Here is a 26,340-nt window from a genome sequence, read left to right on the forward strand (position 1 = left end):
AACCGATGGAAGCGAAAAAGCTGAGCCTTGTGCGGTACCACGCTCAGCCATCAGCACCGCAATAGGCAGCCCCCTCAATCCCGCGACACCCGCAACGCCCGCCCCAGCGCCCCACACCGCAGCGCAATCTTCGCCGTATCTGCCCGCAGCGCCTGCAAGCGCCGCTCCAGCAAGTGCATGGCGGACAGCGAATCCGATTCCGTCGCCGCATCGACCATGCGCGAGCGCGCGGACTGGTCGGCGAAATCGGCTGCGCCCAACTCCTGCGTATCACGTGGGCGCACACCCCAGCCACCCTCGTGCACGGCCTGATCGAAGCGCTCCTTGGCGCGCGTCAGGCTTTCCAGCGCGGATTCGACGGTCTGCTCGACCAGGGCGCGTGTCTCGGCCTCGTCCAGCTCCTGCGCGCGCTGGCGCACCAGGATGCGCACTGCCGCCACGTGCGCAGCCACCAGGTAGTTCTGCACGATGAAGCGGTTCAGGTTATCCACAGCACGGTGGCGGCTCTTGGGCTCATCGAGCATCCGCGCGAAAGCGGAGATCAAGCCGGTCAGCGATTCCATGTACTGCTTGCGCTGCACACGATAGGCGAAGTCGTCTTTGAGCGTGCCGAGCAGCAGGTCGCGCGCGGCTTCGATGAAGCGCCGGTTGGTGCGCAGTACGTCATCCACCAGCTTGGGCAGGTTGCGGTATTCCCAGGCGGGCAGCACGTAGCTGAAGGCGGTGGCGATGGCCGCGCCGATCAGCGTATCGACCAGCCGTTCACCGATGGCGCCCTTGCTGCCGGGCAGCAGCAGGTTGATCTGGATCAGCACCTGCACGCACGCGGCAATGGCCGTGTAGCGGTACTTGATGGTGACAAACGCGGCGCTGGCGGCGGTGGACAGGTACAGCACGCCCATCAGGATCCACGTCGAATGCGTGAACCGCAGAATCACCGCCGCAATCACGCAGCCGATGAGCGTGCCGAGCACCCGATCGAAATTGCGCTGGCGCGTCATGCTGAACGTCGGCTTGAGGATCACGACGATGGTCAGCAAGACCCAGTAGCCGTGCGACGTGTACGGCAGGTGGTCAGCAATCCACAGCCCGGCGGCCACCGCCATCGAAATGCGCAGCGCAAAGCGCAGCACCGGCGAGCGCCACGTCAGCTCTTCCAGCACCAGCCGCAGCTCGTACTTCTGGCGCGTCAGGAACGGGGTCATGTCCGGGCGCAGCAGCACCTTGGACAACTCCACCGGCGTGGCCGTGGCGGCGTGCAGCTGCGCCATCAGGCGGATCGCGCCGCGCACGGTGGCAATCGACTCTTCCAGCGCGGCGATGGCCTCGATCGGAATCCCGTGGTGACCGTGCTGCACCTCTTCGAACGCGGCGTCGATGGCGGCCATCTCCTGCTCGTACGACATCGGCGTGGGGGACGGACGGTCGCGACCCACGGCGTAGGCGACGCTTTCGATGTCTTGGCGCAGGCGCTCGATGATCCCGTGCAGCAGGCGCAGGATCTCGGCGTCGGCCAGCCATTGGCGCAGCAGCGGGTAGTCGGTGTTGGACGACAGCAGGTACTCGTAGATGTCGAGCATCCGCATGTGAATCTGCACGAGGCGCCCGTCGCTGGCCGTGCGGTTGTCGCGGAAGACGAAGTCGCGCGCCACCTGCTGCTTGTCGGCTACGGAAATCTGCTGGCGCACGAGCGCGTTGAACTGATCGTCGAAATCCTGCGACGCGTCGTAGAAGCCGGCCTTGCGCTCCACGTAGACGGCCAGCTCATACAGGCACTCGGCCAGCACCTGCTCCTTGATGCGGCGCCGCTGGCCCCACGCCACCGCCATCGCAAAGGCCATGTAGCCCATGGCGCCGAGGAAGAACTGCACGGTGTGCTCCACCGCTTCGCGAAAGGCGAACTCCTCGGTAAAGGTGAGCGTCATGACGAACAGCGCCGCAAACTGCAGCGGCATCGTCTTGTTGCCATACGCCACCATCATGCCGGCCAGGAAGGTCACCAGCACGATCACCACCGGCAGAACCGCGTAGGGCGTGGCCACGGCCACGAGGAAGGTGACGGCCGTGGTCAGCAGCACGCACGCCATCATCTCGTTGAACTTGTGCCGCAGCGGGCTGGGCAAGTCCATCAGGCTGGTGCACAGCGCACCGATCGACACCACCATCGCGCCCTGCAGATCCATCACCAGCAGCGCGAGCAGCGTCAGGCCGATCACCCCGGTGGCGGTGCGGATGCCGCGCGATACGTAGTGGCTGTAGAGGAAGGTGCGTGGATCGTGGGCGTAGTCCATCGGCTGCGCGGATCAGGCGGCCGACTTGCCGCGTGCGGTGCGCGCATCGCGCACAACCTTGCGGCCGGCGGCGCGCTTGCCCAGCCATGCCGAGCGCAGCGGCGACGGGTCGGACGCCAGCGCCAGCGTGAACTGCGGCGTGGCGTCGGTGGCGAGCGTCACGTCCAACGCCATCAGCTCGTCACGGCGGAACACGTGCACGGACACCGTATCGCCAGCGCGATGGCGGGCCATGGTCTTGTCGAGCTGGCCGGCCGGCACGCGCAGGCCATCCACCGCCACGATCAGGTCACCGGCAGACAGACCAGCACGCTGCGCCGGGCTGCCGTCGAGCACCTGCTGCAGCTTGACGAAACCGTTCTCGGTACCCGACTTGACGCCCAGCGCGAGCGCCGTTTCGGCGGCCTTGCGCGTCGCGCTCACGCCCATCGCCTTGAACAGCGCCGGCAGCGGCGGATCATCACGCCCGTCGGTCAACTGGCGCACCAGCGTGCGCAGGCGCAGGCCGGTGACCTCTTCCATCAAGGCAGTCAGCCCGGCTTCGGTCACGCCGCGCTGCGTGTGGCCATCGGCGTAGAAGTCGCGGCCGTAGGTGACCCACAGGGCGCGCATCACGTCGTCGAGCGAACGTTCGCCGTCGGTCTGTGTGCGGATCGTCAGGTCCAGCGCCAGCGCCACGAGCGAACCCTTGGTGTAGTAGCTGACGATGGCGTTGGGGGCGTTCTCATCCTGGCGGTAGTACTTGGTCCAGGCGTCGAACGAGCTTTCCGCCACGCTCTGCTTCAGGCGGCCGCTGCCGCGCAGCACGCCGTTCCACGTCTTGGCAACCATCTCCAGGTACTGCGCCTCGGAGATCAGGCCCGAGCGCACCAGCATCAGATCGTCGTAGTAACTGGTGAAGCCTTCGAACAGCCACAGCAGCGGCGTGTGCACTTCGCGGTCGAGCGCGTACGGCACGAACGTGGCCGGCTTGATGCGCTTGACGTTCCATGTGTGGAAATACTCATGGCTGACGAGGCCGAGGAAAGTGCGGTAGCCCTCGGTGGTCTCATCGCGGCCGGTCACGGGCAAATCACCGCGTGCGCACATCAGTGCGGTACTGGCACGGTGCTCCAGACCGCCGTAGCCGTCGGTCGTCACCATCGTCATGAAGACGTAGCGGCGGTTGCTGTCAAGGAACGGCGCTGTGGCCGTCTGCGGCTCGAACAGGCGAATCTGCGCTTCGCAGATGCGCTTGAAGTCGCGGGCGATGCGTTCCAGATCGAGGTTCGGCACACGGCCGGTGAAGACGGCGTCATGCTGCGCACCGCAGGCCTCGAACGAGACCAGTGCGAAGGTGCCCATCTCGACCGGGTGGTCGATCAACTCGTCGTAGTTGGCGGCTTCGTACCAGCCGAACCCGTAGCGCTTGGCGCCAGCCTTGCCCTGGATGCGGCCGGTGGCTTCACGCAGCGCGGTGGCGACGCGCCAGCCACGGTAGGCGTCCCCTGCGGGCGGTTGGATGTCGATCAGGCAACGCTGGTCGTCCGCACCGTCCACACGCAGGAAGACCGATGTGCCGTTGAAGAAGCCGTGCGTGGCGTCCAGGTGCGCGGCCCGCACCGACAGATCCCACGCGTAGACGTCGTACGATACCGTCAGCGGCCCGCTGCAGGGTGTGGCCCACCACGTGTCCTTGTCGACCTTGGTCAGGCGTACAGGCTTGTTGTCGCCCGATAGGCCCGACGACGCCTCGATGCGCACGATGTTGCGCGCGAACTCCCGGATCATGTAGCTGCCCGGAATCCACGCCGGCAACGAGAAACGCTGCCCCTGTGGATCTGGCGAATCGACCGTGACGGTGACGGTGAAAACATGCGCCTCGGGCGCGGCGGGGGCGATGGTGTAGCGGATCGGCTTCATGGCGGACATTGTAGCGTTGCCGTCCCATGCTGCCGATGCCGAAATCGTCCGGAAACCGGTCTGTCAGCCTAACGGTTGACGTCCACAACCACGCGCCCGCGCATCTTGCCGGCCATGATGTCGTGCGCCGCGTCGATGGCCTCCGAGAGCGTCACCTCGCGGGTGATGGCAGCCAGGCGATCGGGCAGCAAGTCGGCGGCCAGGCGCTGCCATGCCGTCTGGCGCAGCGCACGCGGTGCCATCACGCTGTCGATGCCGCACAGCGTCACACCGCGCAGGATGAACGGGGCGACCGTCGCCGGGAAATCCATCCCCTGCGCCAATCCGCAGGCCGTGATCACGCCGCCGTAGCGCACCTGCGCGCAGGCATTGGCCAGCGTGTGCGACCCCACCGAATCGACCACCGCAGCCCAGCGTTCCTTCTGCAGCGGCTTGCCGGGTGCGGACAGCTCCGCGCGGTCGATCACATCCGTGGCGCCCAGCGCTTGCAGAAAGTCGGCCTCGCTCGTCTTGCCGGTGGAGGCCACCACGCGGTAGCCCAACTTGCCCAGCAACGCGATGGCGATCGAGCCCACGCCGCCCGACGCGCCCGTCACCAGCACCTCGCCGTCGCCCGGTTTCACGCCGGCACGCTCCAGCGCCAGCACCGACAGCATCGCCGTGTAACCCGCCGTGCCGATCGCCATGGCCTGCCGCGCATCGAGCCCGGCCGGCAGTGCGACCAGCCAGTCACCCGACAGGCGCGCGCGCTGCGCGAGGCAGCCCCAGTGCGCTTCGCCGACGCCCCAGCCGTTGAGGATGACGGCATCGCCCGTCTTCCACTCCGGGTGCGAGGAATCGAGCACCACGCCCGCACCGTCAATGCCAGCCACCATCGGCCACTTGCGCACGACGGGGCCGCGACCGGTGATAGCCAGGCCGTCCTTGTAGTTGATGGTCGACCAGTCCACACGGATCAGCACGTCACCCGCGGTCACGTGGTTGGCGAGCGCCTCGGGCGTAGACAATGCCGCGTCATCCAGGTCAACGATGTGGGCCAGCGGCCCGCCATCCTGCTTTTCCAGCATCAGCGCGCGAAACGACATGAAGGTCTCCGATGGTGTTGTGATTGTTGTGATGTGAGCGCCCAAAGAAAAAGCGCCGGAAGAACCGGCGCTTTCATGGGGTGGCTTACGACTTCTTGAGCGCGGCGAACTTGCGCTCCAGCGTGGCCGCATCGATCAGCCCCGGGGCCCGCGAGCCGTCCGGGAAGATGATGGCCGGCGTGCCGGTCACGTTGAGCGACTGGCCGAGCTTCAGGTTGGCTTCCAGCGGCGTGTCGCAGGTGCCAGCGCCGCTCGGGGCGGTCTTGGCGGTCATCCAGTCGCGCCAGGCCTTGGCCCGGTCAGCCGAGCACCAGATCTGCTTGGACTTGGTGTTCGAGTCTTCCGACAGGATCGGGAACAGGAAAGTGTAGACGGTGATGTTGTCGACCTGCGTCAGCATCTGCTCCAGCTTGTGGCAGTACGGGCAGTTCGGGTCGGAGAACACGGCGATCTTGCGCGCACCGTTGCCCTTGACCCACTTCACGGCGCGGTCCAGCGGCAGGTCGGACCACTTGATGCGATTGATCTCAGCCAGGCGCTCTTGCGTGAGGTTGGTGGCGGTCTGCGTGTCGAGCAGGTCGCCGTTCAGGACGTAGCGGCCGGTGGCATCGGTGTAGACGACCTGGCTGCCGAGGTTGATCTCGTACAGGCCGGCCAGCGGCGACTTGGCAACGCTCTTGATCTCCACGTTGGAGCCCAGGGCCTTCTGCACGGTGGCCTTGACCTTGTCCAGTGCGGGCTCGGCGGCGCCTGCAGTCCCTGTCGTCAGCAGGTAACCCGCGCCAACGGCAGCCACAGTCACCGCCGAGGCGATGGCCGCCACCCGAATACGAAACGACATAAAAGCTCCTGATACCCCGAGAAATCGCAAACTCGCGCTGATCGTGCCTCAACCCAGCGCGTGCTTAATCAATAGGCGTTTGATAAATGGCGTCATGCCCACCATGCGCATGCCCGCATTGCGTACCGTGCGGGGCAGCGCGCCCGGCAGGGCGAACAGCTTGTGCAGGCCATCCGTGGCGGCCGTGAGCGAAAGCAGGTCTTCGCGGCGGGCACGCTCGTAACGGCGCAACAACCTCAGATCGCCATGATCGCGCATGGTTTCACGTTCCGCCATCACCTTGCCAATTTCTGCGACATCGCGCAGACCCAGGTTCATGCCCTGCCCGGCCAGCGGATGGATCACATGGGCCGCATCGCCCACCAGCGCCACGCGTGGCGCGACTGCCCGGCTGGCGTGCTGCAGGATCAGCGGGAAGCCCTGCGCGGGGGTGATGTTCGATAGACGCCCGAAGCGAGCGGCGATGGCGCCACCTGCGGCGGCCTCCACGGCACGGCACAGCGCATCGGGCGACAGGGCCAGCAGTTCACGCGCGTGCGCTTCATCGGCGGACCACACCATCGAGACGCGGCGATCAGGCAACGGCAGCATCGCGAGGATCTCGCCGCGTGCGGGCGTGGCGTCGTCGGCTGCGGCGGCCTGCTCGGCGGAGGTGCCGAGAAACCACTGCCACGCGGTGTCCTGGTGCCAGTGCTCAGCCTGGAAGTTGGCGACCACACCCAGTTGGCGGTACGGCCGTGCTTCGGCCTGGATGCCGGCCTGCTCTCGCACCCACGAGTGCTTGCCGTCGGCGCCGATCACGCATTCCGCGCGGACCACCTGCCCGTCGGCCAGCGTCAGGCGCACAGCGTCGGCTTCCATTTCGAAGCCGGTGGCGGCGTGCGGGAAGATCTGCACGGTGTGGGCAAAACGCAGCGCGGTTTCCAGCGCGCGCTCGACCAGCGACGACTCGGCAATCCACGCCAGTTGCGGCGCGCCGGCGGCGTAGGCGGAGAAATGCAGGTCGGGATGGCTGTGCTCGCCACGCGCGGCGGCATCGTCGCCGAAGATGCGCATGTCGTGCACCGGCTGCACGCGCGTCATGTCGAGCGCGGGCCAGATGCGCAACTGTTCCAGCAACGCTTGCGAACTGGACGAGAACGCGTAGACGCGTGCGTCCCAGGCATCGGGCCCGGTGGGCGCGGGCGACGGCGCGGGCGGCGCAACGAGCGCCACACGCAGGCCGATCTGCGCAAGCCGCAGCGCGCACGCGCGCCCGACGATACCGCCGCCAACCACCGCCAGATGGTAGGCCGGTGCCTCCTTGGAAGCCGCCTTGGGAGAGGAAAACGCGGGTGTATTCATGGTGCGCCGATTATAGCGGCGAGGGCCGGCGCGACTTTGCGGCCGCGCAAATGTGTCACGGCAAGCACCCAACGCTGAAATGGGGCCGGTCGGTGTTTACGCCTAGGCAGTCGTTGAGGTGCGCCTAAATCACTTGCAAGGATTGCGACGGGGGATGCATTTGCCGATCGCCTGAAGTGCGCCCCTCACCCCGAAAGTGGTCACGTCTTGGCATGCGTGTCAGTCCGCAATGTGATGCTATTCCCACCTGAAAAACAGCGCTCAAGTCATCGCCTGGGATGGACGATAAAAGCCGGGCAATTCGACGTTTTGACGTGCGCGACCCGCCGATAGAGTGCGGGTCCGATCCATGGATTCCCGATCGCCATGTGGACTCTCTCCCATATGACACCGCTGCCCAGGCTGATTGCCGGCGCGGCATTGCTGGCGCTGGTTGGCTGCGCACAGCTGCAGACGCAGACGACGGCCGCGCCCAACGCCCGCACCGCATCGGCAGGTGAGGTCATGAGCTTCACCATCCCGCCCGATGCGCTGGGCGCGCATGACCCGCAACTGACCGCTGTGCTGACCAAGGCCGGTGCGCTGGCCGCCGCGCAAAAGCGTCCGGCGACGATCCAGGTTGCCGCACTGGCGCAGGACTTCCGCTACCTGAACCAGGCGCTGTGGAACGGCGTGCCTGCGCAGCGTGCCGGTTACGTCCACCTGGAAAACCTGACCGTCAACGCGAGCCAGCCCTACAGCGTAACGATCCGCACGCAGGATTAAGAGGAATGTCATGCGTATGACCCATCTACTCTTCCCGCTCACCGTCGGCCTACTGGCAGTGCCCGCGTCCGCATTCGCCGCGCCGCCCGATTCTCTGATGCCGGCAACGGCGGCAGCCGCGGCGGCTGACAAGGTCTATCCGCCCCTGCCCTCGCTGGCGATGCTGCCGCCCGGCGGCGGTGGTAGCGAAATCGAGCCTGCGCCCGCTGCGCGCACGCGTGGCGGCAAGCGCAAGGCCACCTTCGTCCAGGTGCGCAAGCCGGCCGAGCCGGTGCCGCGCATGGTGGTATCGGAGGCGTCGCATACGTATCTGGTCGGTGTTGAGCGTCAGCTTGAAGCCGCCTTGCAAAGGTAACCATCCAACGACCGCCAGCCGGAGCCCGCCATGCACGCCACTCCCACCCTTCGCTTGCTCTGTGGACAACTTGGCGCGGCGCTGCTGCTGGCCACCGCCAGCTTCGCGACCCAGGCGGCAGGCAATTGCTTCGAGCAGGCCGGCGCCTACCAGGGCGTCAACCCGACGGTGCTGCGCGCCATCGTGTGGTTTGAATCGAAGGGCGATCCGAACGCCGTGCACCGCAACGCCGACGGCTCGGTCGACATCGGCCAGGCGCAGATCAATTCGATTCATTTCAGTACGCTGGCGCGCTACGGGGTGCCGCGCCGCGCGCTGACAGACGCCTGCGTCAACGTGTTCGTGGCGGCCTGGCTGCTCAAGCAAAAGATGGTTCGTCACGGAAACACCTGGCGCGCCATCGGGGCGTACCACTCCGAAACGCCTGCGCAGCGCGATTCCTACGCGCGCAGCATCCAGCGCGTGCTGGTGTCGTGGGGGGAGTTGCAGCCCCGCTGAACCCCGGGGCCGCAGACCGTCTGCTCAGTAGTACGAGACGGTGGCGTACGCCTGGCGGGCACCGATGGAACGGCGTTCACCGCTCACCAGGCGCATCAGTTCATCCTGGCGCGGGCAGACCAGTGCGCGCACCCGGGCGTCGTTGGCCAGGATGCGCATCATCAGGTCGCGCTTGCGTTGCAGCTCTTCGCGCGACAGGGCCGGGCGCTGGGCATGGCCCAGGCGTTCCATGTAGACCGCGCATTCGCGTTCCAGCGCGCTCACGCCATCCCAATCCCCCATTTCAGCCGCTTCGACCATCTCTGCGGACAGGGTGGCGATGGCTTCATAGCAAGCGAACAGGCTATCGTTGCTGGCAACCACGTGGGTCGGGCGGGCGGCGGTGGCGGCGGTCCAGGACATGCTGTGCTCCCCATGCAGATTTGTTGTTTGGAGCAAGACAGTGCAATAGGTATGCCCGCCCTCGATGCTGCCTGCCAAGCACGCCGGCCGGGTCGACGCAAAGCCTTGTCCGGCTTGGAGTTTCAGCCCTCATCGGGACTTCCCCACCCCATTGCCGGCACCGGGCTGGACCAGGGAAATTGGCGAAGTTGTTACGTTTTTGAACGTAACGCGTAACGGCGCCGTAACGCGTTTTCAGTGGGCCTCGCCGGCCTGCCGGGAATCGCCTTGCGTCCCCAATGTGACTTCCTAGAATTCGAGAATGGCGCGCCGCAGTTGGGCTGCGGGGCCGCTTGAGTCCGCTTGTCTTCGATACCGCCGGCCGTCTGCCCGCGCGTTTCCGACCCTCCATCCGGGCCCAGCCCCGACCTCTGCCAACCTGGCCGATGGCCCCGCGTGGCGCGTAATCGTCAACCGCGTCGGATGGAGGAAAGCATGAGTTATCACCTGGAAGGCAGGCTGCTCGAAGTCTGCAATTGCCGCGTCCTATGCCCGTGCTGGATCGGCGAAGACCCCGATTTCGGCACCTGCGACACCATCGTCGCGTGGCACATGGACCAGGGCACGATCGAGGGCGTCGATGTGTCCGGCTGCACCATCGCCGCCGTCGCCCATGTCCCGGGCAACATCCTGGAAGGCAACTGGACCGCCGCGATCTTCCTCAACGACAGCGCGACCGACGCGCAGGAAAAGGCGCTGCTTAAGGTCTACACCGGCCAGGCCGGTGGACCCATCGCTGAACTCGCCAAGCTGATCGGCAAGGTCGTCTCGGTCGAGCGCGCGCCAATCACGTTCGACATCGTCGGCGCCAAGGGCACGCTCAAGATCGGCGCCGATTATTACGCCGAGCTCGAACCCTACGTCGGCCCGACCGGCCAGCAGACCACGCTGTCCGACACCGTGTTCTCGACCGTGCCCGGCGCGCCAGTGTTTGTGGGCAAGGCGCCGGTCTACCGCTCGAAGAACGCGGACATCGGTATCAACGTCGACATCCAGAACCACAACGCGCTGCAAAGCACGTTCTTGTTCGACGCCTGAGCGGCGGCGGCCATGCGTGTCGCCGCATCGCGCCATCAGCGCGTCTTCCTGCCGGTGCTCGCCGGCCTGGTGACGCTTGCCTGGCTCACGCTGTGGCTGTGGGCGCGCAGCCCGTATGGCCGCTATCTCGACCACGGGGACTGGACAGCCTCCGGTCCGGCGGCGTGGCTGTGCCGGGTGGTGCCGGCCGGTTCGATTGTCGTGCCGGCGACGCTGTCCGCGCTGGCCTGGACGCTGATGATCCTGGCGATGATGCTGCCGACCACGTTGCCGCTGTTCCAGGCCTTTGACCGTGTCGTGGCTGGGCGGGTGGATCGCCCGCGCTTGCTGTCGCTGCTGGGCGTCGGCTATCTGACCGCCTGGAGCGCGTTCGGCCTGCTGGCGCATGGGTTGCATGCGCTGCTGCTCGTCGGGGTGGCGCGGGTACCGCCGCTGGGCTGGCATGGCTGGCTGATTGGTGCGGCCACGCTGGCGGGTGCGGGCGCCTTCCAGTTCAGCGCGCTGAAGTACCGGTGCCTCGACCAGTGCCGCTCGCCGTTGAGCTTCGTCATCAGCCACTGGCACGGCCCCGCGCCGCAGCGGCAGGCGTTCATGCTGGGCCTGCGCCACGGGCTGTTCTGCGTGGGGTGCTGCTGGGCGCTGATGCTGCTGATGTTCGTGGTGGGCGCGGGCAGCCTCGGCTGGATGCTGGTGCTGGCCGCCGCCATGGCCATCGAGAAGAACGTGTCATGGGGACGGCGGCTGTCTGCGCCGCTGGGCCTGGCGCTGCTGGCAGGCGCGGCAGTGCTGGCGGCCACGCATGTCTGGAGCGCCCTGCCCTTCGCATAGCGCCGCCATGGATCAAGCCAACGACAGCCGCCTCACCCTGCGTACGGTGCTGCTCACCAGCGTCACCATGGTGGCGTTCGCCTCGAACTCGCTGCTGTGCCGGCTGGCGTTGCAGCACGCGGCCATCGACGCGGCGAGCTTCTCCAGCATCCGGCTGGTGTCGGGCGCGATCACGCTGGCCATCCTCGTGCGCATCGGCGCCAGGCGGGCGCCGCCGGCGCGCGTGGATTGGGCTGCGGCGGCCATGCTCTTCGCCTATGTCGCGTTCTTCTCGTTTGCGTATCTCACCCTGAGTGCGGGCACGGGTGCGCTGATCCTGTTCGGTGCGGTGCAGCTCACCATGCTGGGCGCGGGCCTGCGCGCGGGTGAACGGTTCGAGCCACTCGGCTGGGCGGGCTTTGCGCTGGCACTGGGCGGGCTGGTCTACCTGGTCTCCCCCGGTGTGACGGCGCCGACGCCGCTGGGCGCCGCACTGATGACCGTGGCCGGCGTGGCCTGGGGCGTGTATTCGCTGCGCGGGCGGGGGCTCGGCAATCCGCTGGGCGCCACTGCCGGCAACTTCCTGCGGGCGGCCCCCATGGCGCTGGCCTTGAGTGCGATGCTGGCCAGCCGCGCACATGTCAGCCCCGGCGGGATCGTGCTGGCACTGACTTCGGGCGCGATCACGTCGGGCATCGGCTATGTGATCTGGTATGCGGCCCTCAAGGGGCTCTCGGCGATCCGCGCGGCGGCCGTGCAACTGTCAGTGCCGCCCATCGCCGCGTTCGGTGCGGTGCTGTTCCTGGCCGAACCGCTCACGCCGCGCCTGGTCACGGCCTCCGCCGCCATCCTGGGCGGCATCGCCCTGGTGCTGGCCAGCCGCACGCAACGCAAGCGCGCCGAGGCCGCCTCCCAAGGCTAGGACGTACCCGTCGGGTACAATCACGCCTTTCCGTGAACGATGCACACAGCCCGGATTCTGCTGTGCTGCCGCCGCTATCTTCGGCACCCTCGGCGTCACGCAACCCCTTGATTTAGAGCCTTTTTCACCATGAGCCTCCAATGCGGCATCGTCGGTCTGCCGAACGTCGGCAAGTCGACCCTGTTCAATGCCCTGACCAAAGCCGGCATCGCTGCCGAGAACTACCCGTTCTGCACGATCGAGCCCAACGTGGGCGTGGTGGAAGTGCCGGATGCGCGTCTGGCCGCGCTGTCCGAGATCGTCAAGCCGGAGCGCGTGCTGCCGGCGGTGGTCGAGTTCGTCGACATTGCAGGCCTGGTGGCGGGCGCGTCCAAGGGTGAAGGCCTGGGCAACCAGTTCCTGGCCAACATCCGCGAAACGGACGCCATCACCCACGTCGTCCGTTGTTTCGAAGATGACAACGTGATCCACGTGGCTGGCAAGGTCGACCCGATCGCCGACATCGAAGTCATCAACACCGAGCTGGCCCTCGCTGACCTGGGTACGGTCGAAAAGGCGCTGCAGCGCTACACCAAGGCCGCCAAGTCGGGCAACGACAAGGAAGCCGCCAAGCTGGTCGCCGTGCTGGAAAAGGCCCAGAAAGTGCTGGACGAAGCCAAGCCGGTGCGTGGCCTGAACCTGACCGACGAGGAATGGGCGACGATCAAGCCGCTGTGCCTGATCACCGCCAAGCCGACCATGTACGTGGCCAACGTGCGCGAAGACGGCTTCGAGAACAACCCGCATCTGGACGCCGTGCGCGCCTACGCTGCGCAGACGAATTCGCCGGTGGTGGCCGTGTGCGCCGCCATCGAAGCCGAAATTGCGGACCTGGATGACGCCGACAAGATCGAATTCCTGGCCGACATCGGCATGGACGAGCCGGGCCTGAACCGCGTGATCCGCGCGGCCTTCAAGCTGCTGGGCCTGCAAACGTACTTCACGGCTGGCGTGAAGGAAGTGCGCGCCTGGACGATCCACATTGGCGACACGGCCCCGCGCGCCGCTGCCGCCATCCATACCGACTTTGAACGCGGCTTCATCCGCGCCCAGACGATTTCCTACGACGATTTCATCCAGTTCAAGGGCGAACAAGGCGCCAAGGAAGCCGGCAAGATGCGCGCCGAAGGCAAGGAATACATCGTCAAGGATGGCGATGTGCTGCACTTCTTGTTCAACGTCTGATCAGGCAAGCGCAACGAAAAAGCCCCGCAATGCGGGGCTTTTTTCATGGACAACGCACGCACCCATGGTCTGCTGTCAGCCCAACTCCGCACCCTTGAGTTCGGGGATCAGGAAGCACGTCGCCAGCATATCCAGCACATAGATGCTGGCCAGCAGGGCAATCGCCACCTGAAACGAATACGCCGCCGCCAGGCTTCCGATCGCCACCGGACCAAACCCGCCGATGGCACGGCCGATGTTGAATAGCACGTTCTGCGCAGTGGCTCGGGCAGCCGTCGGATAGGCCTCGGAGATGAGCGCACCGTATCCGCCGATCATGCCGTTGACGAACATGCCCATCACCGCACCGGCCCACAGCATCGTCACCGGATCGGTCAGCTGCGCATAGGTCAGCACCATGGCCACGGCACCTGCCTGGAAAATCAGGAACGTCGGTTTGCGCCCGATGCGGTCGGCCAGATGGCCAAACACAACGATGCCGGCCATCATTCCGAGAATCGTGACGGAGGTCCACAGCGCAGACTTGGTGAGCGAGAAGCCCAGTGTCTTGCCCAGGTAGGTCGGCAGCCAGATCATGATGCCGTAGTAACCGAAGTTTTGGACGGCGCAGAGGATGACGATGCCCAGGCTGGTGCGCGTAGTACGGGCATCGGCCACCAGCAGCCGGAAGGCATTGGGCTTCGGGCGCGCGGCATCCACGTGGCGGACGAAGACGTCCGGCTCATGCAGCGTCTTGCGGACCAGCCAGGCCACCAGCGCAGGCGCCATTCCCAGCACGAACATGCCGCGCCAGCCGATGACGGGCAGCAGCATCGGCGTGAGCAACGCTGCCAACAGCACGCCCGACTGCCACCCCAGCGCCACATACGAAGACACCCGCGCCCGCTTGTGCGCGGGCCACGCTTCGGCCGCCAGCGCCATGCCGATCCCGAATTCGCCACCCAGGCCGATCCCGGCGATGGTCCGATAGACCAGCAAATCGTTGAAGCCTTGGGCGAAGGCACACAGGCCCGTGAACACGGCAAACAGCACGATGGTCCAGGTGAGCACGCGCACGCGGCCGTAGACGTCGCTCAACGCGCCGAACACGATGCCGCCGGCCACCGCGCCAATCAGCGTCCACGTCACCAGGGCGCCGGACTGGCTCGGCGTCAGGGCCAGTGCCGCGCTGATGGCGGGCAGCATGAAACCCAGGATCAGCAGGTCGAAGCCGTCCATCGCATAACCGATGGTCGAGCCGGCCAACGCTTTCCAGGCGTAGGCCGAGGTCTGCGTGGGATGCGACGCCGGAGTGCCGGCGCCGACAGGCGATGCGCTTGCGTTCGCGTCCATCAGGTCGCTCCTACAACACCTTGCGCAGGAATTCGCGCGTGCGCTCGTGCTTGGGCGCGGAGAAGATCTGCTCCGGCGGCCCCTCTTCCATGATCACGCCCTGATCGATGAAGAACACGCGGTCGGACACTTCCCGCGCGAAGGCCATTTCGTGCGTGACGACCACCATCGTCATGCCCTCCTCGGCCAGCGACTTCATCACCTCCAGCACCTCGCCGACGAGCTCCGGGTCCAGCGCAGAGGTGGGTTCGTCAAAGAGCATCACCGTCGGTGACATCGCCAGCGCACGGGCGATGGCCACGCGCTGCTGCTGGCCGCCCGATAGCTGGCTCGGGTGCGCGTCGATCTTGTCGAGCAGGCCGACCTTGCGCAGCAGTTGCTCGGCCACGACCACCGCTTCGTCGCGCTTCATGCGGCGCACCTGCATCGGCGCGAGCACCAGGTTGTCGAGCACCGACATGTGCGCAAACAGGTTGAAACGCTGGAACACCATGCCCACGCTGGCGCGCATCTTGTTCAGGTCGGTCTTCGGGTCTTCCACGTGGAAGCCGTTGACCAGCACCTCGCCGCCCGAGACCGTTTCCAGCCCGTTCAGGCAGCGCAGGAACGTACTCTTGCCCGAGCCCGACGGGCCGATCACGCACACCACTTCACGCTCTTCGATGCGGCAGGTGATGCCGCGCAGCACGTGCGCGTTGCCGTACTGCTTCTGCAGGTTGTTAACGACGATCATTCTTGCCGTACCTCGCTTCCAGATGTTGAACCCCGGCCGACAAGACCAGCGTGATTGCCCAGTAGATGAGCGAGATCGTCAGATACGGCTCCCAGTAGCGCGCATACGCGCCCGACACGGTGCGCGCGGCGTAGGCCAGTTCCGCCAGGCCGATGGCCGAGGCCAGCGACGAATCCTTGACGATGGCAATGGCGTTGTTGCCCAGCGGCGGCAGCATGCGGCGAAACGCCTGCGGCAGCACCACGCGGCGCAGCGTCTCCATGTAGGTCATGCCCAACGAGCGTGCCGCCTCGGCCTGGCCGCGATCGATCGACTGGATGCCCGCGCGGAAAATTTCTGACACATACGCGCCCGCGTTGAGCGAGATGGCCAACACCGCCGAGGTGAACGCGCCGTATTGCTGCCGCACATCACGCGCGAGATCACCGCTGATGAGCCAGCCATCCGCGGGGTTGATCAGCAGCGGCATCAGCGCAAAGTGGATCAGCAGGATCTGCACGAACAGTGGCGTACCGCGAAAGAAGCTGACGTAAAAGCGCACCGGATACTGCACCGCATAGCGCAGAAAGTACTTGTAGAAGCCATGACGCGCCTCAGCCAGCCGGCCAACGCCGAGCACCAGCCCGAGCAACGTGCCGGCGATCACGCAGATCACCGTGCACTTGAGCGTCATCAGCGTGCCCTCGACGAACAGCGGCAGATACTCGCCGATGATGTTCCACTGGAACCCACCCATGGGGACCACCTTTTCTCAAAGCGCTATAGCGCGACAGAATGAAACGAGCCGGCAGTGCCGGCTCCGGGAAAAACGCCTGGTGGCGAAATCGCGCTTACTGCTGAGGCAGCGTCGGCACGTTGTCGTCAAACCAGTGCTTGTAGATCTTGGCGTAGGTACCGTCGGCAACAACCTTCTTCAGGCCGGTGTTGATCTGGTCCAGCACCACCTTGTTGCCCTTCTTGACCGCGATGCCGAAGTACTGCGGCTTGAACTTCGCGTCGGAAACCAGGCTGAAGGGCTTTTCCGGGTGGCTCTTGATGTAGAACTTGATCACGCCCACATCCCCCACCGCCGCGTCGACGCCGCCGCGGTACAGCTCTTCGAGCATCAGCGGCGTGTTGTCGAAGCGCTTGATGGCCGAGCTTGTGCGGCCCAGTTCTTCGGAGACGGCGGTGTCACCGGCACTCGACGCCACCACGCCAACCTGGCGCTTCTTGAGGTCAGCCAGGCCCGCGATCTTGGCGTTCGGCGCAGTGATGATCACCTGGCCGGCCGGAAAGTACGGCGCCGAAAAATCGACCATCTGCTTGCGCTGGTCGGTGATGGTGATGCCGGAAACGATGATGTCGCGGTCGCCCTGGTTGAGCGTGGCAAAGATGCCCTCCCACGGCGTGCTGATCAGCTTGACGTTGAAGCCGCCTGCCTTGCCGATGGCCTTGATGAGGTCGATATCAAAGCCGGTCAGTTCCTTTTGCGGGGTTTCAAACTCGAACGGGCGGTAGGTGCCGCCAGCGCCGACGGTGTACGTGGGCTCCGCCGATGCGCCGTGCGGTGCCATGGCGAAGGTGGTCAGAACAGCGGCGGCCATGACGAAGCGCTTGATCAACATGTTGAATCTTCCCGGCGGGTGTGGTGAACAGGGCGCTGATGATACTCCTCCGTCTGCCACACAAAAATGCGGGTCGGCCACAGTTGGCGCGCCGGGAAAGTGCTGCAGATGGGGCGGGAGCCGGCGCCTGCGTTACCGCCGCGCGCTGGCGCAAGTCAAGCGGCATCCAGCTGGCATGGCGACTTTGAGGCAATTAAGCATCACTTTTTTACAGGCAATGCAGACCGATCCGGCAGCTTCGGCGATGTGCTGCATTTCCTGTCCGACGTCTGACGCTAGATCTGGCAGGCGCAACGAAAAAGCCCCGCAATGCGGGGCTTTGTCATGTCCAGTGATCATGGCGACGGCGACTAGCGCAGCCCGTAGCCGTAGAGGCTTCTGTCCGAACTCTCGTACCAGTTGCCCTTGGACCAGAACACCTCGTCGCGCGTGGCGTCGAAGCCAGCCACGCCCAGGTAGCCCGGGATCGCCAGACGATGCCAGGAGCGCCCCCAGTCGCGCGAGTAGAACACCGCCTCGCCCGAGATCTGGGCACCGTCTGCGGACCAGGGGTAGATCCACTTCGGCACATGGTGGGTGCCGCTCACGTTGGCCACCAGCGTCCCCTGCCCCGCCCAGAAGCCTCGCGTGTAGGTACTGGCTGACAGCGGATCGAACGACGTGGGCAAGTTGCCCTGCTCGCTCCAGGTCAGCGTGGCGGAGTCCAGCAGCGCCACCTGCATGCGCTTGTCGCCGGTATGGTCGATCAGGCCAATCACGCGGCCCGCGGGGCTGCGGTAGACCTCGTCGACCCAGGTGTCTTCCAGACGTTGCGGGGCACCCGGTTGCCAGTGCCCATTGACACGGCGCAGCTCTGCGCGGCTCGTCACCAGCATGGCGCCGGCGTAGTAGGCGCTGTCGGGCCGGCTGTAGCGGAAGCGTTGCGAGACCCAGAGCACTGCACGCTGGGCATCGAGCTGCACGACCTGCGCGTGCACCTCGCCCTCCACGGCTTCGGCGCCGGAGCCCCACTCCACGCCCGGTGGCGCCTTGCCGCGCACTTGGTCCACATTGACCAGCATCGACTGAGGAACCGGCACGCGCTGCGCGGTCTTGCCGCCATCGTTGGAGTAGAACAGCGCCACGGCACGGCCCGCCTCCGGCGCGGCATTGTCTGCCTCGGCCTCGGCGCCGAAGACCAGGCCGTCGCCCGAGCCCACGCTCCACAGCTCCTGCGCGCCAAACCAGGTCAGCTTGAGCGCCCAGGCAGAAACATTGGTGGTGTCCATGAACCCCGCGCGTTGCCAGGTCCAGGTCTTGCCCTGGTCGTCGCTGCGGAACACGGCGGTCTGCTGGATGCCGTCGCTGCCGGCAGAGGCCGGGCGGTCCTGGCTCGTGAGCAGATAGAGCGTGCGCCCATCGGGAGTGGCCTGCAGGCAGGTGGTGCCGCTGACGGTGGCCACCAGCTCGAACTGGCCCTGCGCATTCAGGCGCGAGAGATAGGCGGTTGTCCGTTCGCGCATGCTGCGTGGTCCGGCGTGCTCATCGTCGGACGTGGCCTTGTCGCGCAGCAGCGCATCGATGTCGATGGGGTGGGTATCGCCGGGCACCACATCGCGCGAGCCCTCGTAGCTGCCGATCAGCCAGGTCGACTGCGGCGTGACGGTCACGCCGGTGCACATCTGCTCCATGCCGCGCTGCTCGACAAAGGCCACACTGCCCAGCGTGCGCTGGTTGGGGCTGGCGCCGCCGATCTCCAGCTTGGCCATGGTGATCTTGCCCATGTACCAGACCGGCGCGGCCAGCAGGATGACCAGCCCGACGCGGCGCAATGTCTTGTTGGAGAAACGGGAGCGAAGCATGGTTGGCGCGCCTTGTGCAAAGCGCGCCACGATAGCAAAGCCATGTTAACGGCGGTTAACCACGCTCAGCGCTCTAACGTCGCATCACCTGCGGCTGGATCCCCTCTCCGCACCAGTTGGCCCGCATATGGCGGCCGTCACGCAGGTCGATCACCGTGTCGAACTCGGTCGACTGCTGCGGGTTGGCAAACAGGTAGCGGTAGCGCGTGTTCTCGAACGCGATCTTGAAGCCGGCGGGCACCTGGGCCTCGGGCAGGCGTTTCATCGGGCCGAAGCGCGACACGCCATCGCGCTCGGGCGTGGCGAGATCAGACACCTGACCGCACAGCGGACCACTGCCGCGCTCCAGATCATGCAGCGAGATAAAGCCGGTCTCGTCGACAAGGTAACCGGCGACCGGCCCGCTCAGGCGGCCCGCGTAGCGGAGGTCGACCACGGCATCGCCCACGACCGAACCCATTTTCTCGAGCTGGAACACGCGATGGCCGCCGATGCCCAGCAGTTCGTCGCTGTCGGCGAGCTGGAAGTAGACGAAATCCGGCGCATTGCGGATGTGCATGACCTTGTAGATCTCGCCGAAATACACGATGTCGTTGCCGCTGCGCGCGATGCGGAAGTTCGATGCCGTGGTGTTGCGCACGAGTTCAGCCCGGCATTTCAGCTCGGGCAGCCCCGGCACCGGGCACGTCGACGGCAGCATCTGGAACGAGGCGGCGCGCACACCATCCAACGGCTGGCCTTTCACGTAGATGCGCTGGCCGTCGCTGATCACGTTGGAGTACAGCGGCTGCGCGAAGGCCAGGACCGTCAGGCTTGGGCGCACCTCGGGGCGTGGCTTGACGCCATCAAGCGCATCCAGTTCATACACGCGGCCACCGTTGACGGCGAACGTGCCGTCAAACACCGTCACGGGCCCCGGCACCATGCCCGACACAGGCGTTTCGTCGTGGTAGATGCGGGTGCGGTCACGCGCCCAAGCGGCATCCGTGGCAGCACCCTGCGGCGTGAAAACCTGGAAGCTGGCGGCATCCGCACCGGCAATCGGCGAGGTGTACGAGAACACGGTGCGGCCATCCGTCGCATAGCCTTGGCCAAGCGGGCGCAGGCTCGCGCCGTTCGACGTCAGCCGGTAGTAATTGCGAGCTTCGGACACCTCGTTACGCTGAAGCGGCCCGGGGATCAGGCATGACGGGTTGAACGCCGGCCCGCCGCCGGCGCACGCACGCGACGTGTTCACATCGGTGGTGATGAAGTAGCCCTGGCCGTCGATCACGCCAAAGCGGTCGCTGCGCATCTCGATCGCATGCTTGCGGCAAGCGTTGGTGCGCTCTGGCCGCAGATCGGAGATGGATTGCCCGGGCTTGGCGGGCGGATACCAATACTCGGTGCAGCTGCGCACCGTATAGGCTTGGCTGGCCACCGGCAGCCCCAGCAACATCGCGCCGATGGCGAGCAGGCCGGCTTGCCATGCACACCGCATCAGCGGCCGCCCCGCAGCAAACCCCACACGGCCGGCACCACCATCGCGCCGATGACCGCCGCCGTCCACGCCATGATCTGTCCGTCGGCATACAGGTGCACAAACTGGCCGCCGTAGTAGCCAACCAACGCACCGACCACCCCAGCCAGCAGCGCGGCCAGCCACCCGAGGCGCTTGCCACTCGGATGCAGCCAACGCGCCGCAGCGCCCACTGCCAGCCCGATCCATAGTGGCGCGATCCACCCCATTTGCCTGTTCTCCGTGTTGCCGTGCGCGATTTCGCGATGCGTCGCGATTCAATTGGACGCGTACCTTAGCGCAAGGCCGGGCGGAAAACCACACGGAAGGCAACCGCAGCGCACCTGCCATCAAGTGATGCATAACCAACATTTTGACGCCGAACGACCATCCGATTGCCCCGTGCCCTGTCGAGCGTCGGGGCCGGCGTTATAATTGCGAGTGATCAAAATTCGTGCCGTTCATTCTTAACCGGCCGCCCCACATGCAGTTGCTGACGCTCGGAATCAACCACCACACTGCGCCGCTTTCCCTGCGCGAGAAGGTGGCATTTCCGCTCGAACAGGTGGGGCCCGCGCTGGGCACGCTGCGCCAGCACCTACCGCACCTCAAGAGCACGGCCGAAGCCGCCATTCTCTCCACCTGCAACCGCACCGAGATCTACTGCGCGACCGACGGCAACCTGCCCGAAGACACCGCGCATGAGCACGCCATTCGGTGGCTGGCGCAGCACCACAACATCGACGCCGGCGAACTTGCGCCCCACGTGTATTCGCTGGGCCAGTCATTGGCCGTGCGCCACGCCTTCCGCGTGGCCAGCGGGCTCGATTCGATGGTGCTGGGTGAGACGCAGATCCTCGGCCAGATGAAAGACGCCGTGCGCACCGCCACCGAGGCGGGCGCCCTGGGCACGTACCTGAATCAGCTGTTCCAGCGCACCTTCGCGGTCGCCAAGGAAGTGCGCGGCACAACGGAGATCGGCGCGCATTCCGTGTCGATGGCCGCCGCCGCCGTGCGTCTGGCCCAGCGCATCTTTGAATCGATTGCCGAGCAGCGCGTGCTGTTCATCGGCGCCGGCGAGATGATCGAACTGTGCGCCACCCACTTCGCCGCGCAGACGCCGCGCGAAGTGGTGATCGCCAACCGCACGCTTGAGCGCGGCGAAAAGCTGGCCGAAGCGCTGTCGAACCAGGGCCTGAACGCCCGCGCCGTGCGCCTGGCCGAACTGCCGACCAAGCTGGCCGAGTTCGACATCGTCGTCTCCTGTACCGCCAGCACGTTGCCCATCATCGGCCTGGGTGCCGTGGAACGCGCCATCAAGCAGCGCCGCCACCGGCCGATGTTCATGGTCGACCTAGCCGTGCCGCGCGACATTGAACCCGAAGTCGCGCGCCTGTCCGACATCTTCCTCTATACCGTGGACGACCTCGGCGCCATCGTGCGCGAGGGCAACGCGCTACGGCAGGCGGCGGTGGCACAAGCCGAGGCCATCATCGAGACGCGCGTGCAGAACTTCATGCACTGGATCGACGCGCGCAGCGTGGTGCCCATCATCCGCGACCTGCACTCGCAAGCCGAGACGCTGCGCCAGGGCGAGTTGGAACGCGCCCAGCGCATGCTCGCGCGCGGTGATGACCCGGCGCTGGTGCTCGAAGCGCTGTCGCAGGCGCTCACCAAGAAATTCCTCCACGGCCCGACGCATGCGCTCAACCACGCGCAGGGAGAAGGCCGCGAGCAGCTCATCGATCTGCTGCCGGCACTGTTCCGCCAGTCCAGCCACTCCGAGCGCTAGCGGCGCCTCGTCCGCACGCGCCCACCTGTGGCGCACGCTCCGGCGCGGCATCCTGCGCCGCCCTAGCCTTAGCGTTTCCACCAGCGACTGCCCGAATGAAGCCCAGCATGCTGTCCAAGCTCGACCAACTGGCCGAGCGCACCGTCGAAATCAACGCGCTGCTCGCGCGCGAAGACGCCACCGCCAACCTCGATCAATACCGCAAGCTCACACGCGAGCACGCCGAGCTGGAGCCTGTGGTCGCGCAGTTCGCGGCGTGGAAGCAGGCTGAAGACGACATCGCCACCGCGCAGGAGCTGCTGGGCGATCCGGACATGAAAGCGTTTGCCGAAGACGAGCTCCGCGCCGCGCGCGAGCGCATGGAAGTGCTCGAAGGCGATCTGCAGCGCCTGCTGCTGCCGAAAGACCCGAACGACCACCGCAACATCTTCGTGGAAATCCGCGCCGGCACGGGCGGCGATGAATCCGCCCTCTTCGCCGGCGATCTGCTGCGTATGTACACGCGCTTTGCCGAACGCCAGCGCTGGCAGGTCGAGATCGTGAGCGAATCGCCGTCGGACCTGGGCGGCTACAAGGAAGTGATTGCGCGACTGGTCGGCGAAGGCGCGTATTCGCGCCTGAAGTTCGAATCGGGCGGCCACCGCGTGCAGCGCGTGCCGGCCACCGAGGCGCAGGGGCGCATCCACACCTCCGCCTGCACCGTGGCGATCATGCCCGAGGCCGATGCGCTGGCCGACATCCAGATCAACCCGGCGGACCTGCGCATCGATACGTTCCGCGCATCCGGCGCGGGCGGTCAGCACATCAACAAGACGGACTCCGCCGTGCGCATCACCCACTTGCCGACCGGCCTGGTGGTGGAGTGCCAGGACGACCGCAGCCAGCACCGCAACAAGGACCGCGCCATGCAGGTCCTGGCCGCGCGCCTGAAGGATCGCCAGGAGCGCGAGGCCCAGGCCAAGGAAGCCAGCGCGCGCAAGAGCCTGATCGGCTCGGGCGACCGATCCGACCGCATCCGCACGTACAACTTCCCGCAGGGCCGCGTGACCGATCACCGCATCAACCTGACGCTGTACAAGATCGACGCGATCATGGACGGCGATCTGGATGAACTGGTGGGCGCGCTGGCCGCCGAGCACCAGGCCGAGCAGCTCGCCGCACTGGGCGAGGACACCTAACGCGCCCGATTGTTAAAAAGCGGCCATCTCGTAACATCCGCTTGCGTTTGATACAGCTTTGCGCGGTGGCATGTCGACTGCCCGTTCCTATAATCGACCTCGATCGCGCCGAGTGCGCCGCCGGTCGCACCCGGTGGCCACCTTCCCCTGACAGGCGCGGCAACCACCACGACGATTAGGAGAATCTCCATGCGTACCCAACTGCTGGCCATCACTGTAGCCACCACCCTCGCCCTCGGCCTGGCCGCCTGCGGCAAGAAAGACGAAGCCCCGGTCGATGCTGCCAAGAATGCGATTCAGCAATCGGCCGATGCCGCCAAGAGCGCCGTCGACAGCGCCAGCAATGCTGTCGGTCAAGCCTCTGACGCAGCCAAGGCCAGCATGGACGCCGCCTCCGGCGCGATGGCACAAGCCAAGGACGCAGCGTCGGGTGCGATGACGCAGGCCAAGGACGCCATGGCCCAAGCCAAGGATGCAGCCAAGGACGTCGCCAACAAGACCGCCGACGCTGCCAAGGAAGGCGCCGACAAGGTCAAGGACGCCACCAAGCAGTAAGCCGCACGCTTCGTTGTGCTTGCCTGACGGGCCCGGATTCTCGGGCCCGTGTTATTTTGTGCGCCCGATCTTTGCCGCAGCCTCTCATCGTGTCGCCTGTTTCCGTGATCCCGCCCGAAACCCTGACCCGCGTGGCCGATGCACTGGCCGCCCTCACACGCGCCGGCCTGCCCGCGCTGGAGGCACGCATGCTGGTCTCGCACGCGACCGGCCTGTCGCGTGTGCAGCTCATCACGCAGGACACCTACGGCATCGACGAAGCCGTACGCCGGCAGATCAGCGAACTCGCCACACGTCGCCTGGCAGGCGAGCCGATGGCCTATCTGCTGGGCGAGCGTGAATTCTTCGGCCGGATGTTCCGTGTGACGCCGGCCGTGCTGATCCCGCGCCCCGATACGGAGCTGCTGGTCGAGCAGGCGCTCGATCGCATCGAAGACCGCGACGCCCCCGATGTGCTGGACCTCGGCACCGGCAGCGGCATCATCGCCATCACCATTGCGCTGGCGCGGCATGATGCGCGCGCGTGGGCAACGGACACATCGGCAGATGCACTGGCCGTGGCGATGGGCAACGCGCAGGCGCTCGGTGCCACGAATCTGCGTGCCGCACTGGGCGACTGGTACGGCGCGCTAGCGGAGGCCGATGCCCCGCACGTGTTCGACCTGATCGTCAGCAACCCGCCCTACATCGCCGCGACCGACGAACACCTCGGCCAGGGCGATCTGCGCTTCGAGCCCGCTGGCGCCCTCACTGATCACGACGATGGCCTGCGGCATTTGCGCACCCTCATCAACGGCGCCCCGGCACGCTTGGCCGCCGACGGCTGGCTGCTGCTCGAACACGGCTACGACCAGGGCGAAGCCGTGCGCGCGCTGCTGACGGCGGCAGGCTTTGCCGATGTCTTTACCGCGCAGGATCTGGCAGGCCACGACCGCTGCAGCGGTGGACGGCGTCAGGCCTGAAACGGTGCAGTCCGAATCTCGCTAAAATAGACGGGTTTTCCAATGCGGACGCAGCGTCCTGCTGCTCCCTCACCGAATCGAGTCTCCCCATGAGCACCACGCACGAAAAGATCGACCAGATCGTCAAAGGCCACCCCGTCGTCCTCTTCATGAAGGGCACGGCGCAATTTCCGATGTGCGGCTTCTCGGGCCGAGCCATCCAGATCCTGAAGGCTTGCGGCGTGGACCAGCCGCATACCGTCAACGTGCTGGAAGATGAAGAAATCCGCCAGGGCATCAAGGAATACGCCAACTGGCCGACCATTCCGCAGCTGTACGTGAAGGGCGAATTCATCGGCGGCTCGGACATCATGATGGAGATGTACCAGAGCGGCGAACTGCAGCCGCTGCTGGCTGCCTGATTGCCGGTCGCTCAACACGTCCTCATTTCAGCGTGACCTCGCCCTTGACCTCAGTCCACTCCGCCACCGGTGACGCGCAGCGCATGCGCCGCATCATCGTGGCGATCACGGGGGCGTCGGGGGCGATTTACGGCGTGCGGCTGCTGCAGGTTCTGCAGGAGCTGCGTGAATCGGTGGGGGTGGAGTCGCACCTGCTGATGTCGCCGGCTGGGCTGATGAACGTGCAGCACGAGCTGCACATGACGCGCGAGGAAGTGGAAGCGCTCGCGCACGTGGTGCATAACGTGCGCGACATCGGCGCAACGATCGCGAGCGGTTCGTTTTCTGCCGAGGCAATGGTGGTGGCACCGTGTTCGATGAAGACGCTGGCGGCCGTCGCGCATGGCCTGTCGGACAACCTCATCGCCCGCGCGGCCGACGTCACGCTCAAGGAGCGCCGCCGCCTGATCCTCATGGTGCGCGAAACGCCGCTGAATCTGGCACACCTGCGCAACATGACGGCCGTCACCGAGATGGGCGGCATCATCTTCCCGCCCGTGCCCGGCTTCTACCAGCGCCCCAAGACCATCGACGACCTGGTCGACCACACGGTCGGGCGCGTGCTCGATTTGCTGGGCCTGCCGCAGACGCTGGCGCCGGGCTGGCCGGGTCTGCGCTCGGCCGACTAGCCCGTCTGCTTACCGTGAATCAACGGCGGCCGCCGTGGTAGTTGAAGTACACCGACGGTCCCCAATAGCCGTAACCGCCGTAGTAAGCCGGATAGGCCGGCGCCGCATAGACCGGTGCAGGCGCAACCGCCACCGGTGCCGGATACACCGCACACCCCCCAAGCGTCGCGGCCGACAGTGCAAGAAGCGAGGCCAAAGCCACGATTTTCATGATTAGCGTCCTTTGGCCCCTCCAATGAGGCCATGCAGACGTTATAAGC

27 protein-coding genes are annotated in these 26,340 nt (G+C 66.1%); 13 read left to right on the top strand and 14 right to left on the bottom strand.

Features of this window, described 5'->3' with window-relative positions:
* Positions 1-74: 74 nt before the first annotated feature.
* The 5 genes from ACS13N_RS04825 to ACS13N_RS04845 form a co-directional block, all read right to left on the bottom strand.
* Positions 75-2,291 carry an FUSC family protein gene (locus tag ACS13N_RS04825; RefSeq protein ID WP_438930635.1) on the bottom strand — a complete coding sequence of 739 codons (2,217 nt, stop codon included), beginning with the start codon at positions 2,289-2,291 and terminating at the stop codon, positions 75-77.
* A 12-nt stretch (positions 2,292-2,303) separates the two neighbouring features.
* On the bottom strand, positions 2,304-4,193 hold the full coding sequence (locus ACS13N_RS04830; RefSeq protein WP_438932791.1) for a M61 family metallopeptidase: 1,890 nt from the start codon (positions 4,191-4,193) through the stop codon (positions 2,304-2,306).
* A 68-nt stretch (positions 4,194-4,261) separates the two neighbouring features.
* The gene (gene acuI / locus ACS13N_RS04835) at positions 4,262-5,278 is read right to left on the bottom strand and encodes an acrylyl-CoA reductase (NADPH) (protein ID WP_438930636.1); all 1,017 of its coding nucleotides are present in this window, start codon (positions 5,276-5,278) and stop codon (positions 4,262-4,264) included.
* A gap of 85 nt (positions 5,279-5,363) precedes the next feature.
* Positions 5,364-6,119, bottom strand: a complete 756-nt coding sequence (locus tag ACS13N_RS04840) for a DsbC family protein (RefSeq protein ID WP_438930637.1) — start codon at positions 6,117-6,119, stop codon at positions 5,364-5,366.
* 48 nt (positions 6,120-6,167) lie between these two features.
* Positions 6,168-7,463: a UbiH/UbiF family hydroxylase gene (locus ACS13N_RS04845; protein WP_438930638.1), complete on the bottom strand. Its 1,296-nt coding sequence runs from the start codon at positions 7,461-7,463 to the stop codon at positions 6,168-6,170.
* 366 nt (positions 7,464-7,829) lie between these two features.
* On the opposite strand from ACS13N_RS04845, the gene ACS13N_RS04850 reads away from it, so the two are divergent.
* Genes ACS13N_RS04850 through ACS13N_RS04860 form a run of 3 tightly spaced genes read left to right on the top strand, consistent with a single transcriptional unit; the run spans position 7,830 to position 9,081 of the window.
* Complete coding sequence (locus ACS13N_RS04850; protein WP_438930639.1) at positions 7,830-8,228, top strand: hypothetical protein; 399 nt, start codon at positions 7,830-7,832, stop codon at positions 8,226-8,228.
* Positions 8,229-8,238: 10 nt separating this feature from the next.
* Positions 8,239-8,583 (top strand): hypothetical protein, encoded by a 345-nt coding sequence (locus ACS13N_RS04855; protein ID WP_438930640.1) that lies wholly within the window; start codon positions 8,239-8,241, stop codon positions 8,581-8,583.
* A 30-nt stretch (positions 8,584-8,613) separates the two neighbouring features.
* On the top strand, positions 8,614-9,081 hold the full coding sequence (locus ACS13N_RS04860) for a lytic transglycosylase domain-containing protein (protein WP_438930641.1): 468 nt from the start codon (positions 8,614-8,616) through the stop codon (positions 9,079-9,081).
* Positions 9,082-9,105: 24 nt separating this feature from the next.
* Here ACS13N_RS04860 and ACS13N_RS04865 read toward each other — a convergent pair whose 3' ends face one another.
* Positions 9,106-9,483 (bottom strand): flagellar protein FliT, encoded by a 378-nt coding sequence (locus ACS13N_RS04865; protein WP_438930642.1) that lies wholly within the window; start codon positions 9,481-9,483, stop codon positions 9,106-9,108.
* 474 nt (positions 9,484-9,957) lie between these two features.
* Here ACS13N_RS04865 and ACS13N_RS04870 point away from each other — a divergent pair, with 474 nt between their 5' ends.
* The 4 genes from ACS13N_RS04870 to ychF all read left to right on the top strand — a co-directional run bounded on the left by ACS13N_RS04870 (position 9,958) and on the right by ychF (position 13,513).
* Positions 9,958-10,560, top strand: a complete 603-nt coding sequence (locus ACS13N_RS04870; RefSeq protein WP_438930643.1) for a DUF1326 domain-containing protein — start codon at positions 9,958-9,960, stop codon at positions 10,558-10,560.
* Between the two features lie 12 nt (positions 10,561-10,572).
* Positions 10,573-11,388 carry a DUF2182 domain-containing protein gene (locus tag ACS13N_RS04875; protein WP_438930644.1) on the top strand — a complete coding sequence of 272 codons (816 nt, stop codon included), beginning with the start codon at positions 10,573-10,575 and terminating at the stop codon, positions 11,386-11,388.
* A 7-nt stretch (positions 11,389-11,395) separates the two neighbouring features.
* The gene (locus ACS13N_RS04880; RefSeq protein ID WP_438930645.1) at positions 11,396-12,289 is read left to right on the top strand and encodes a DMT family transporter; all 894 of its coding nucleotides are present in this window, start codon (positions 11,396-11,398) and stop codon (positions 12,287-12,289) included.
* Positions 12,290-12,418: 129 nt separating this feature from the next.
* On the top strand, positions 12,419-13,513 hold the full coding sequence (gene ychF / locus ACS13N_RS04885; RefSeq protein ID WP_438930646.1) for a redox-regulated ATPase YchF: 1,095 nt from the start codon (positions 12,419-12,421) through the stop codon (positions 13,511-13,513).
* Between the two features lie 75 nt (positions 13,514-13,588).
* On the opposite strand, the gene ACS13N_RS04890 is transcribed toward ychF, so the two are convergent.
* The 7 genes from ACS13N_RS04890 to ACS13N_RS04920 all read right to left on the bottom strand — a co-directional run bounded on the left by ACS13N_RS04890 (position 13,589) and on the right by ACS13N_RS04920 (position 20,754).
* Positions 13,589-14,845, bottom strand: coding sequence for an MFS transporter (locus tag ACS13N_RS04890; RefSeq protein ID WP_438930647.1), 1,257 nt, complete (start codon positions 14,843-14,845; stop codon positions 13,589-13,591).
* Positions 14,846-14,855: 10 nt separating this feature from the next.
* The gene (locus ACS13N_RS04895; RefSeq protein WP_438930648.1) at positions 14,856-15,578 is read right to left on the bottom strand and encodes an amino acid ABC transporter ATP-binding protein; all 723 of its coding nucleotides are present in this window, start codon (positions 15,576-15,578) and stop codon (positions 14,856-14,858) included.
* Positions 15,565-16,314: an amino acid ABC transporter permease gene (locus tag ACS13N_RS04900; RefSeq protein WP_438930649.1), complete on the bottom strand. Its 750-nt coding sequence runs from the start codon at positions 16,312-16,314 to the stop codon at positions 15,565-15,567. The genes ACS13N_RS04895 and ACS13N_RS04900 overlap by 14 nt, the downstream gene beginning before the upstream one ends.
* Before the next feature lie 94 nt (positions 16,315-16,408).
* Positions 16,409-17,185 (bottom strand): basic amino acid ABC transporter substrate-binding protein, encoded by a 777-nt coding sequence (locus tag ACS13N_RS04905; protein ID WP_438930650.1) that lies wholly within the window; start codon positions 17,183-17,185, stop codon positions 16,409-16,411.
* A gap of 350 nt (positions 17,186-17,535) precedes the next feature.
* On the bottom strand, positions 17,536-19,026 hold the full coding sequence (locus ACS13N_RS04910) for a hypothetical protein (protein ID WP_438930651.1): 1,491 nt from the start codon (positions 19,024-19,026) through the stop codon (positions 17,536-17,538).
* A gap of 73 nt (positions 19,027-19,099) precedes the next feature.
* Positions 19,100-20,506, bottom strand: a complete 1,407-nt coding sequence (locus ACS13N_RS04915) for a hypothetical protein (protein ID WP_438930652.1) — start codon at positions 20,504-20,506, stop codon at positions 19,100-19,102.
* Positions 20,506-20,754 (bottom strand): GlsB/YeaQ/YmgE family stress response membrane protein, encoded by a 249-nt coding sequence (locus ACS13N_RS04920; protein WP_438930653.1) that lies wholly within the window; start codon positions 20,752-20,754, stop codon positions 20,506-20,508. The genes ACS13N_RS04915 and ACS13N_RS04920 overlap by 1 nt, the downstream gene beginning before the upstream one ends.
* Positions 20,755-21,008: 254 nt before the next feature.
* Here ACS13N_RS04920 and hemA point away from each other — a divergent pair, with 254 nt between their 5' ends.
* The 6 genes from hemA to ACS13N_RS04950 all read left to right on the top strand — a co-directional run bounded on the left by hemA (position 21,009) and on the right by ACS13N_RS04950 (position 26,080).
* Positions 21,009-22,316 carry a glutamyl-tRNA reductase gene (gene hemA, locus ACS13N_RS04925; RefSeq protein ID WP_438930654.1) on the top strand — a complete coding sequence of 436 codons (1,308 nt, stop codon included), beginning with the start codon at positions 21,009-21,011 and terminating at the stop codon, positions 22,314-22,316.
* A 95-nt stretch (positions 22,317-22,411) separates the two neighbouring features.
* Positions 22,412-23,494, top strand: a complete 1,083-nt coding sequence (gene prfA / locus ACS13N_RS04930) for a peptide chain release factor 1 (protein WP_438930655.1) — start codon at positions 22,412-22,414, stop codon at positions 23,492-23,494.
* Positions 23,495-23,683: 189 nt separating this feature from the next.
* On the top strand, positions 23,684-24,049 hold the full coding sequence (locus ACS13N_RS04935; protein ID WP_438930656.1) for a hypothetical protein: 366 nt from the start codon (positions 23,684-23,686) through the stop codon (positions 24,047-24,049).
* A gap of 89 nt (positions 24,050-24,138) precedes the next feature.
* Positions 24,139-25,011 (top strand): peptide chain release factor N(5)-glutamine methyltransferase, encoded by an 873-nt coding sequence (prmC, locus tag ACS13N_RS04940; RefSeq protein WP_438930657.1) that lies wholly within the window; start codon positions 24,139-24,141, stop codon positions 25,009-25,011.
* 89 nt (positions 25,012-25,100) lie between these two features.
* The gene (gene grxD / locus ACS13N_RS04945; RefSeq protein WP_438930658.1) at positions 25,101-25,412 is read left to right on the top strand and encodes a Grx4 family monothiol glutaredoxin; all 312 of its coding nucleotides are present in this window, start codon (positions 25,101-25,103) and stop codon (positions 25,410-25,412) included.
* An 83-nt stretch (positions 25,413-25,495) separates the two neighbouring features.
* Complete coding sequence (locus tag ACS13N_RS04950) at positions 25,496-26,080, top strand: UbiX family flavin prenyltransferase (RefSeq protein WP_438932792.1); 585 nt, start codon at positions 25,496-25,498, stop codon at positions 26,078-26,080.
* Between the two features lie 19 nt (positions 26,081-26,099).
* Here the strand turns inward: ACS13N_RS04950 and ACS13N_RS04955 are convergent, their stop codons facing one another.
* Positions 26,100-26,291, bottom strand: coding sequence for a hypothetical protein (locus ACS13N_RS04955; protein WP_252684814.1), 192 nt, complete (start codon positions 26,289-26,291; stop codon positions 26,100-26,102).
* Positions 26,292-26,340 lie beyond the last annotated feature (49 nt).

It is taken from the genome of Ralstonia sp. 24A2, from assembly GCF_051783885.1.
Classification (GTDB): Bacteria; Pseudomonadota; Gammaproteobacteria; order Burkholderiales; family Burkholderiaceae; genus Ralstonia.

Bases quoted from the DNA above. Each gene is read 5' to 3' on its own strand.
- ACS13N_RS04825 (WP_438930635.1), bottom strand. From the start codon at position 2,291: ATGGACTACGCCCACGATCCACGCACCTTCCTCTACAGCCACTACGTA.
- ACS13N_RS04830 (WP_438932791.1), bottom strand. From the start codon at position 4,193: ATGAAGCCGATCCGCTACACCATCGCCCCCGCCGCGCCCGAGGCGCAT.
- acuI (WP_438930636.1), bottom strand. From the start codon at position 5,278: ATGTCGTTTCGCGCGCTGATGCTGGAAAAGCAGGATGGCGGGCCGCTG.
- ACS13N_RS04840 (WP_438930637.1), bottom strand. From the start codon at position 6,119: ATGTCGTTTCGTATTCGGGTGGCGGCCATCGCCTCGGCGGTGACTGTG.
- ACS13N_RS04845 (WP_438930638.1), bottom strand. From the start codon at position 7,463: ATGAATACACCCGCGTTTTCCTCTCCCAAGGCGGCTTCCAAGGAGGCA.
- ACS13N_RS04850 (WP_438930639.1), top strand. From the start codon at position 7,830: ATGTGGACTCTCTCCCATATGACACCGCTGCCCAGGCTGATTGCCGGC.
- ACS13N_RS04855 (WP_438930640.1), top strand. From the start codon at position 8,239: ATGCGTATGACCCATCTACTCTTCCCGCTCACCGTCGGCCTACTGGCA.
- ACS13N_RS04860 (WP_438930641.1), top strand. From the start codon at position 8,614: ATGCACGCCACTCCCACCCTTCGCTTGCTCTGTGGACAACTTGGCGCG.
- ACS13N_RS04865 (WP_438930642.1), bottom strand. From the start codon at position 9,483: ATGTCCTGGACCGCCGCCACCGCCGCCCGCCCGACCCACGTGGTTGCC.
- ACS13N_RS04870 (WP_438930643.1), top strand. From the start codon at position 9,958: ATGAGTTATCACCTGGAAGGCAGGCTGCTCGAAGTCTGCAATTGCCGC.
- ACS13N_RS04875 (WP_438930644.1), top strand. From the start codon at position 10,573: ATGCGTGTCGCCGCATCGCGCCATCAGCGCGTCTTCCTGCCGGTGCTC.
- ACS13N_RS04880 (WP_438930645.1), top strand. From the start codon at position 11,396: ATGGATCAAGCCAACGACAGCCGCCTCACCCTGCGTACGGTGCTGCTC.
- ychF (WP_438930646.1), top strand. From the start codon at position 12,419: ATGAGCCTCCAATGCGGCATCGTCGGTCTGCCGAACGTCGGCAAGTCG.
- ACS13N_RS04890 (WP_438930647.1), bottom strand. From the start codon at position 14,845: ATGGACGCGAACGCAAGCGCATCGCCTGTCGGCGCCGGCACTCCGGCG.
- ACS13N_RS04895 (WP_438930648.1), bottom strand. From the start codon at position 15,578: ATGATCGTCGTTAACAACCTGCAGAAGCAGTACGGCAACGCGCACGTG.
- ACS13N_RS04900 (WP_438930649.1), bottom strand. From the start codon at position 16,314: ATGGGTGGGTTCCAGTGGAACATCATCGGCGAGTATCTGCCGCTGTTC.
- ACS13N_RS04905 (WP_438930650.1), bottom strand. From the start codon at position 17,185: ATGTTGATCAAGCGCTTCGTCATGGCCGCCGCTGTTCTGACCACCTTC.
- ACS13N_RS04910 (WP_438930651.1), bottom strand. From the start codon at position 19,026: ATGCTTCGCTCCCGTTTCTCCAACAAGACATTGCGCCGCGTCGGGCTG.
- ACS13N_RS04915 (WP_438930652.1), bottom strand. From the start codon at position 20,506: ATGCGGTGTGCATGGCAAGCCGGCCTGCTCGCCATCGGCGCGATGTTG.
- ACS13N_RS04920 (WP_438930653.1), bottom strand. From the start codon at position 20,754: ATGGGGTGGATCGCGCCACTATGGATCGGGCTGGCAGTGGGCGCTGCG.
- hemA (WP_438930654.1), top strand. From the start codon at position 21,009: ATGCAGTTGCTGACGCTCGGAATCAACCACCACACTGCGCCGCTTTCC.
- prfA (WP_438930655.1), top strand. From the start codon at position 22,412: ATGAAGCCCAGCATGCTGTCCAAGCTCGACCAACTGGCCGAGCGCACC.
- ACS13N_RS04935 (WP_438930656.1), top strand. From the start codon at position 23,684: ATGCGTACCCAACTGCTGGCCATCACTGTAGCCACCACCCTCGCCCTC.
- grxD (WP_438930658.1), top strand. From the start codon at position 25,101: ATGAGCACCACGCACGAAAAGATCGACCAGATCGTCAAAGGCCACCCC.
- ACS13N_RS04950 (WP_438932792.1), top strand. From the start codon at position 25,496: ATGCGCCGCATCATCGTGGCGATCACGGGGGCGTCGGGGGCGATTTAC.
- ACS13N_RS04955 (WP_252684814.1), bottom strand. From the start codon at position 26,291: ATGAAAATCGTGGCTTTGGCCTCGCTTCTTGCACTGTCGGCCGCGACG.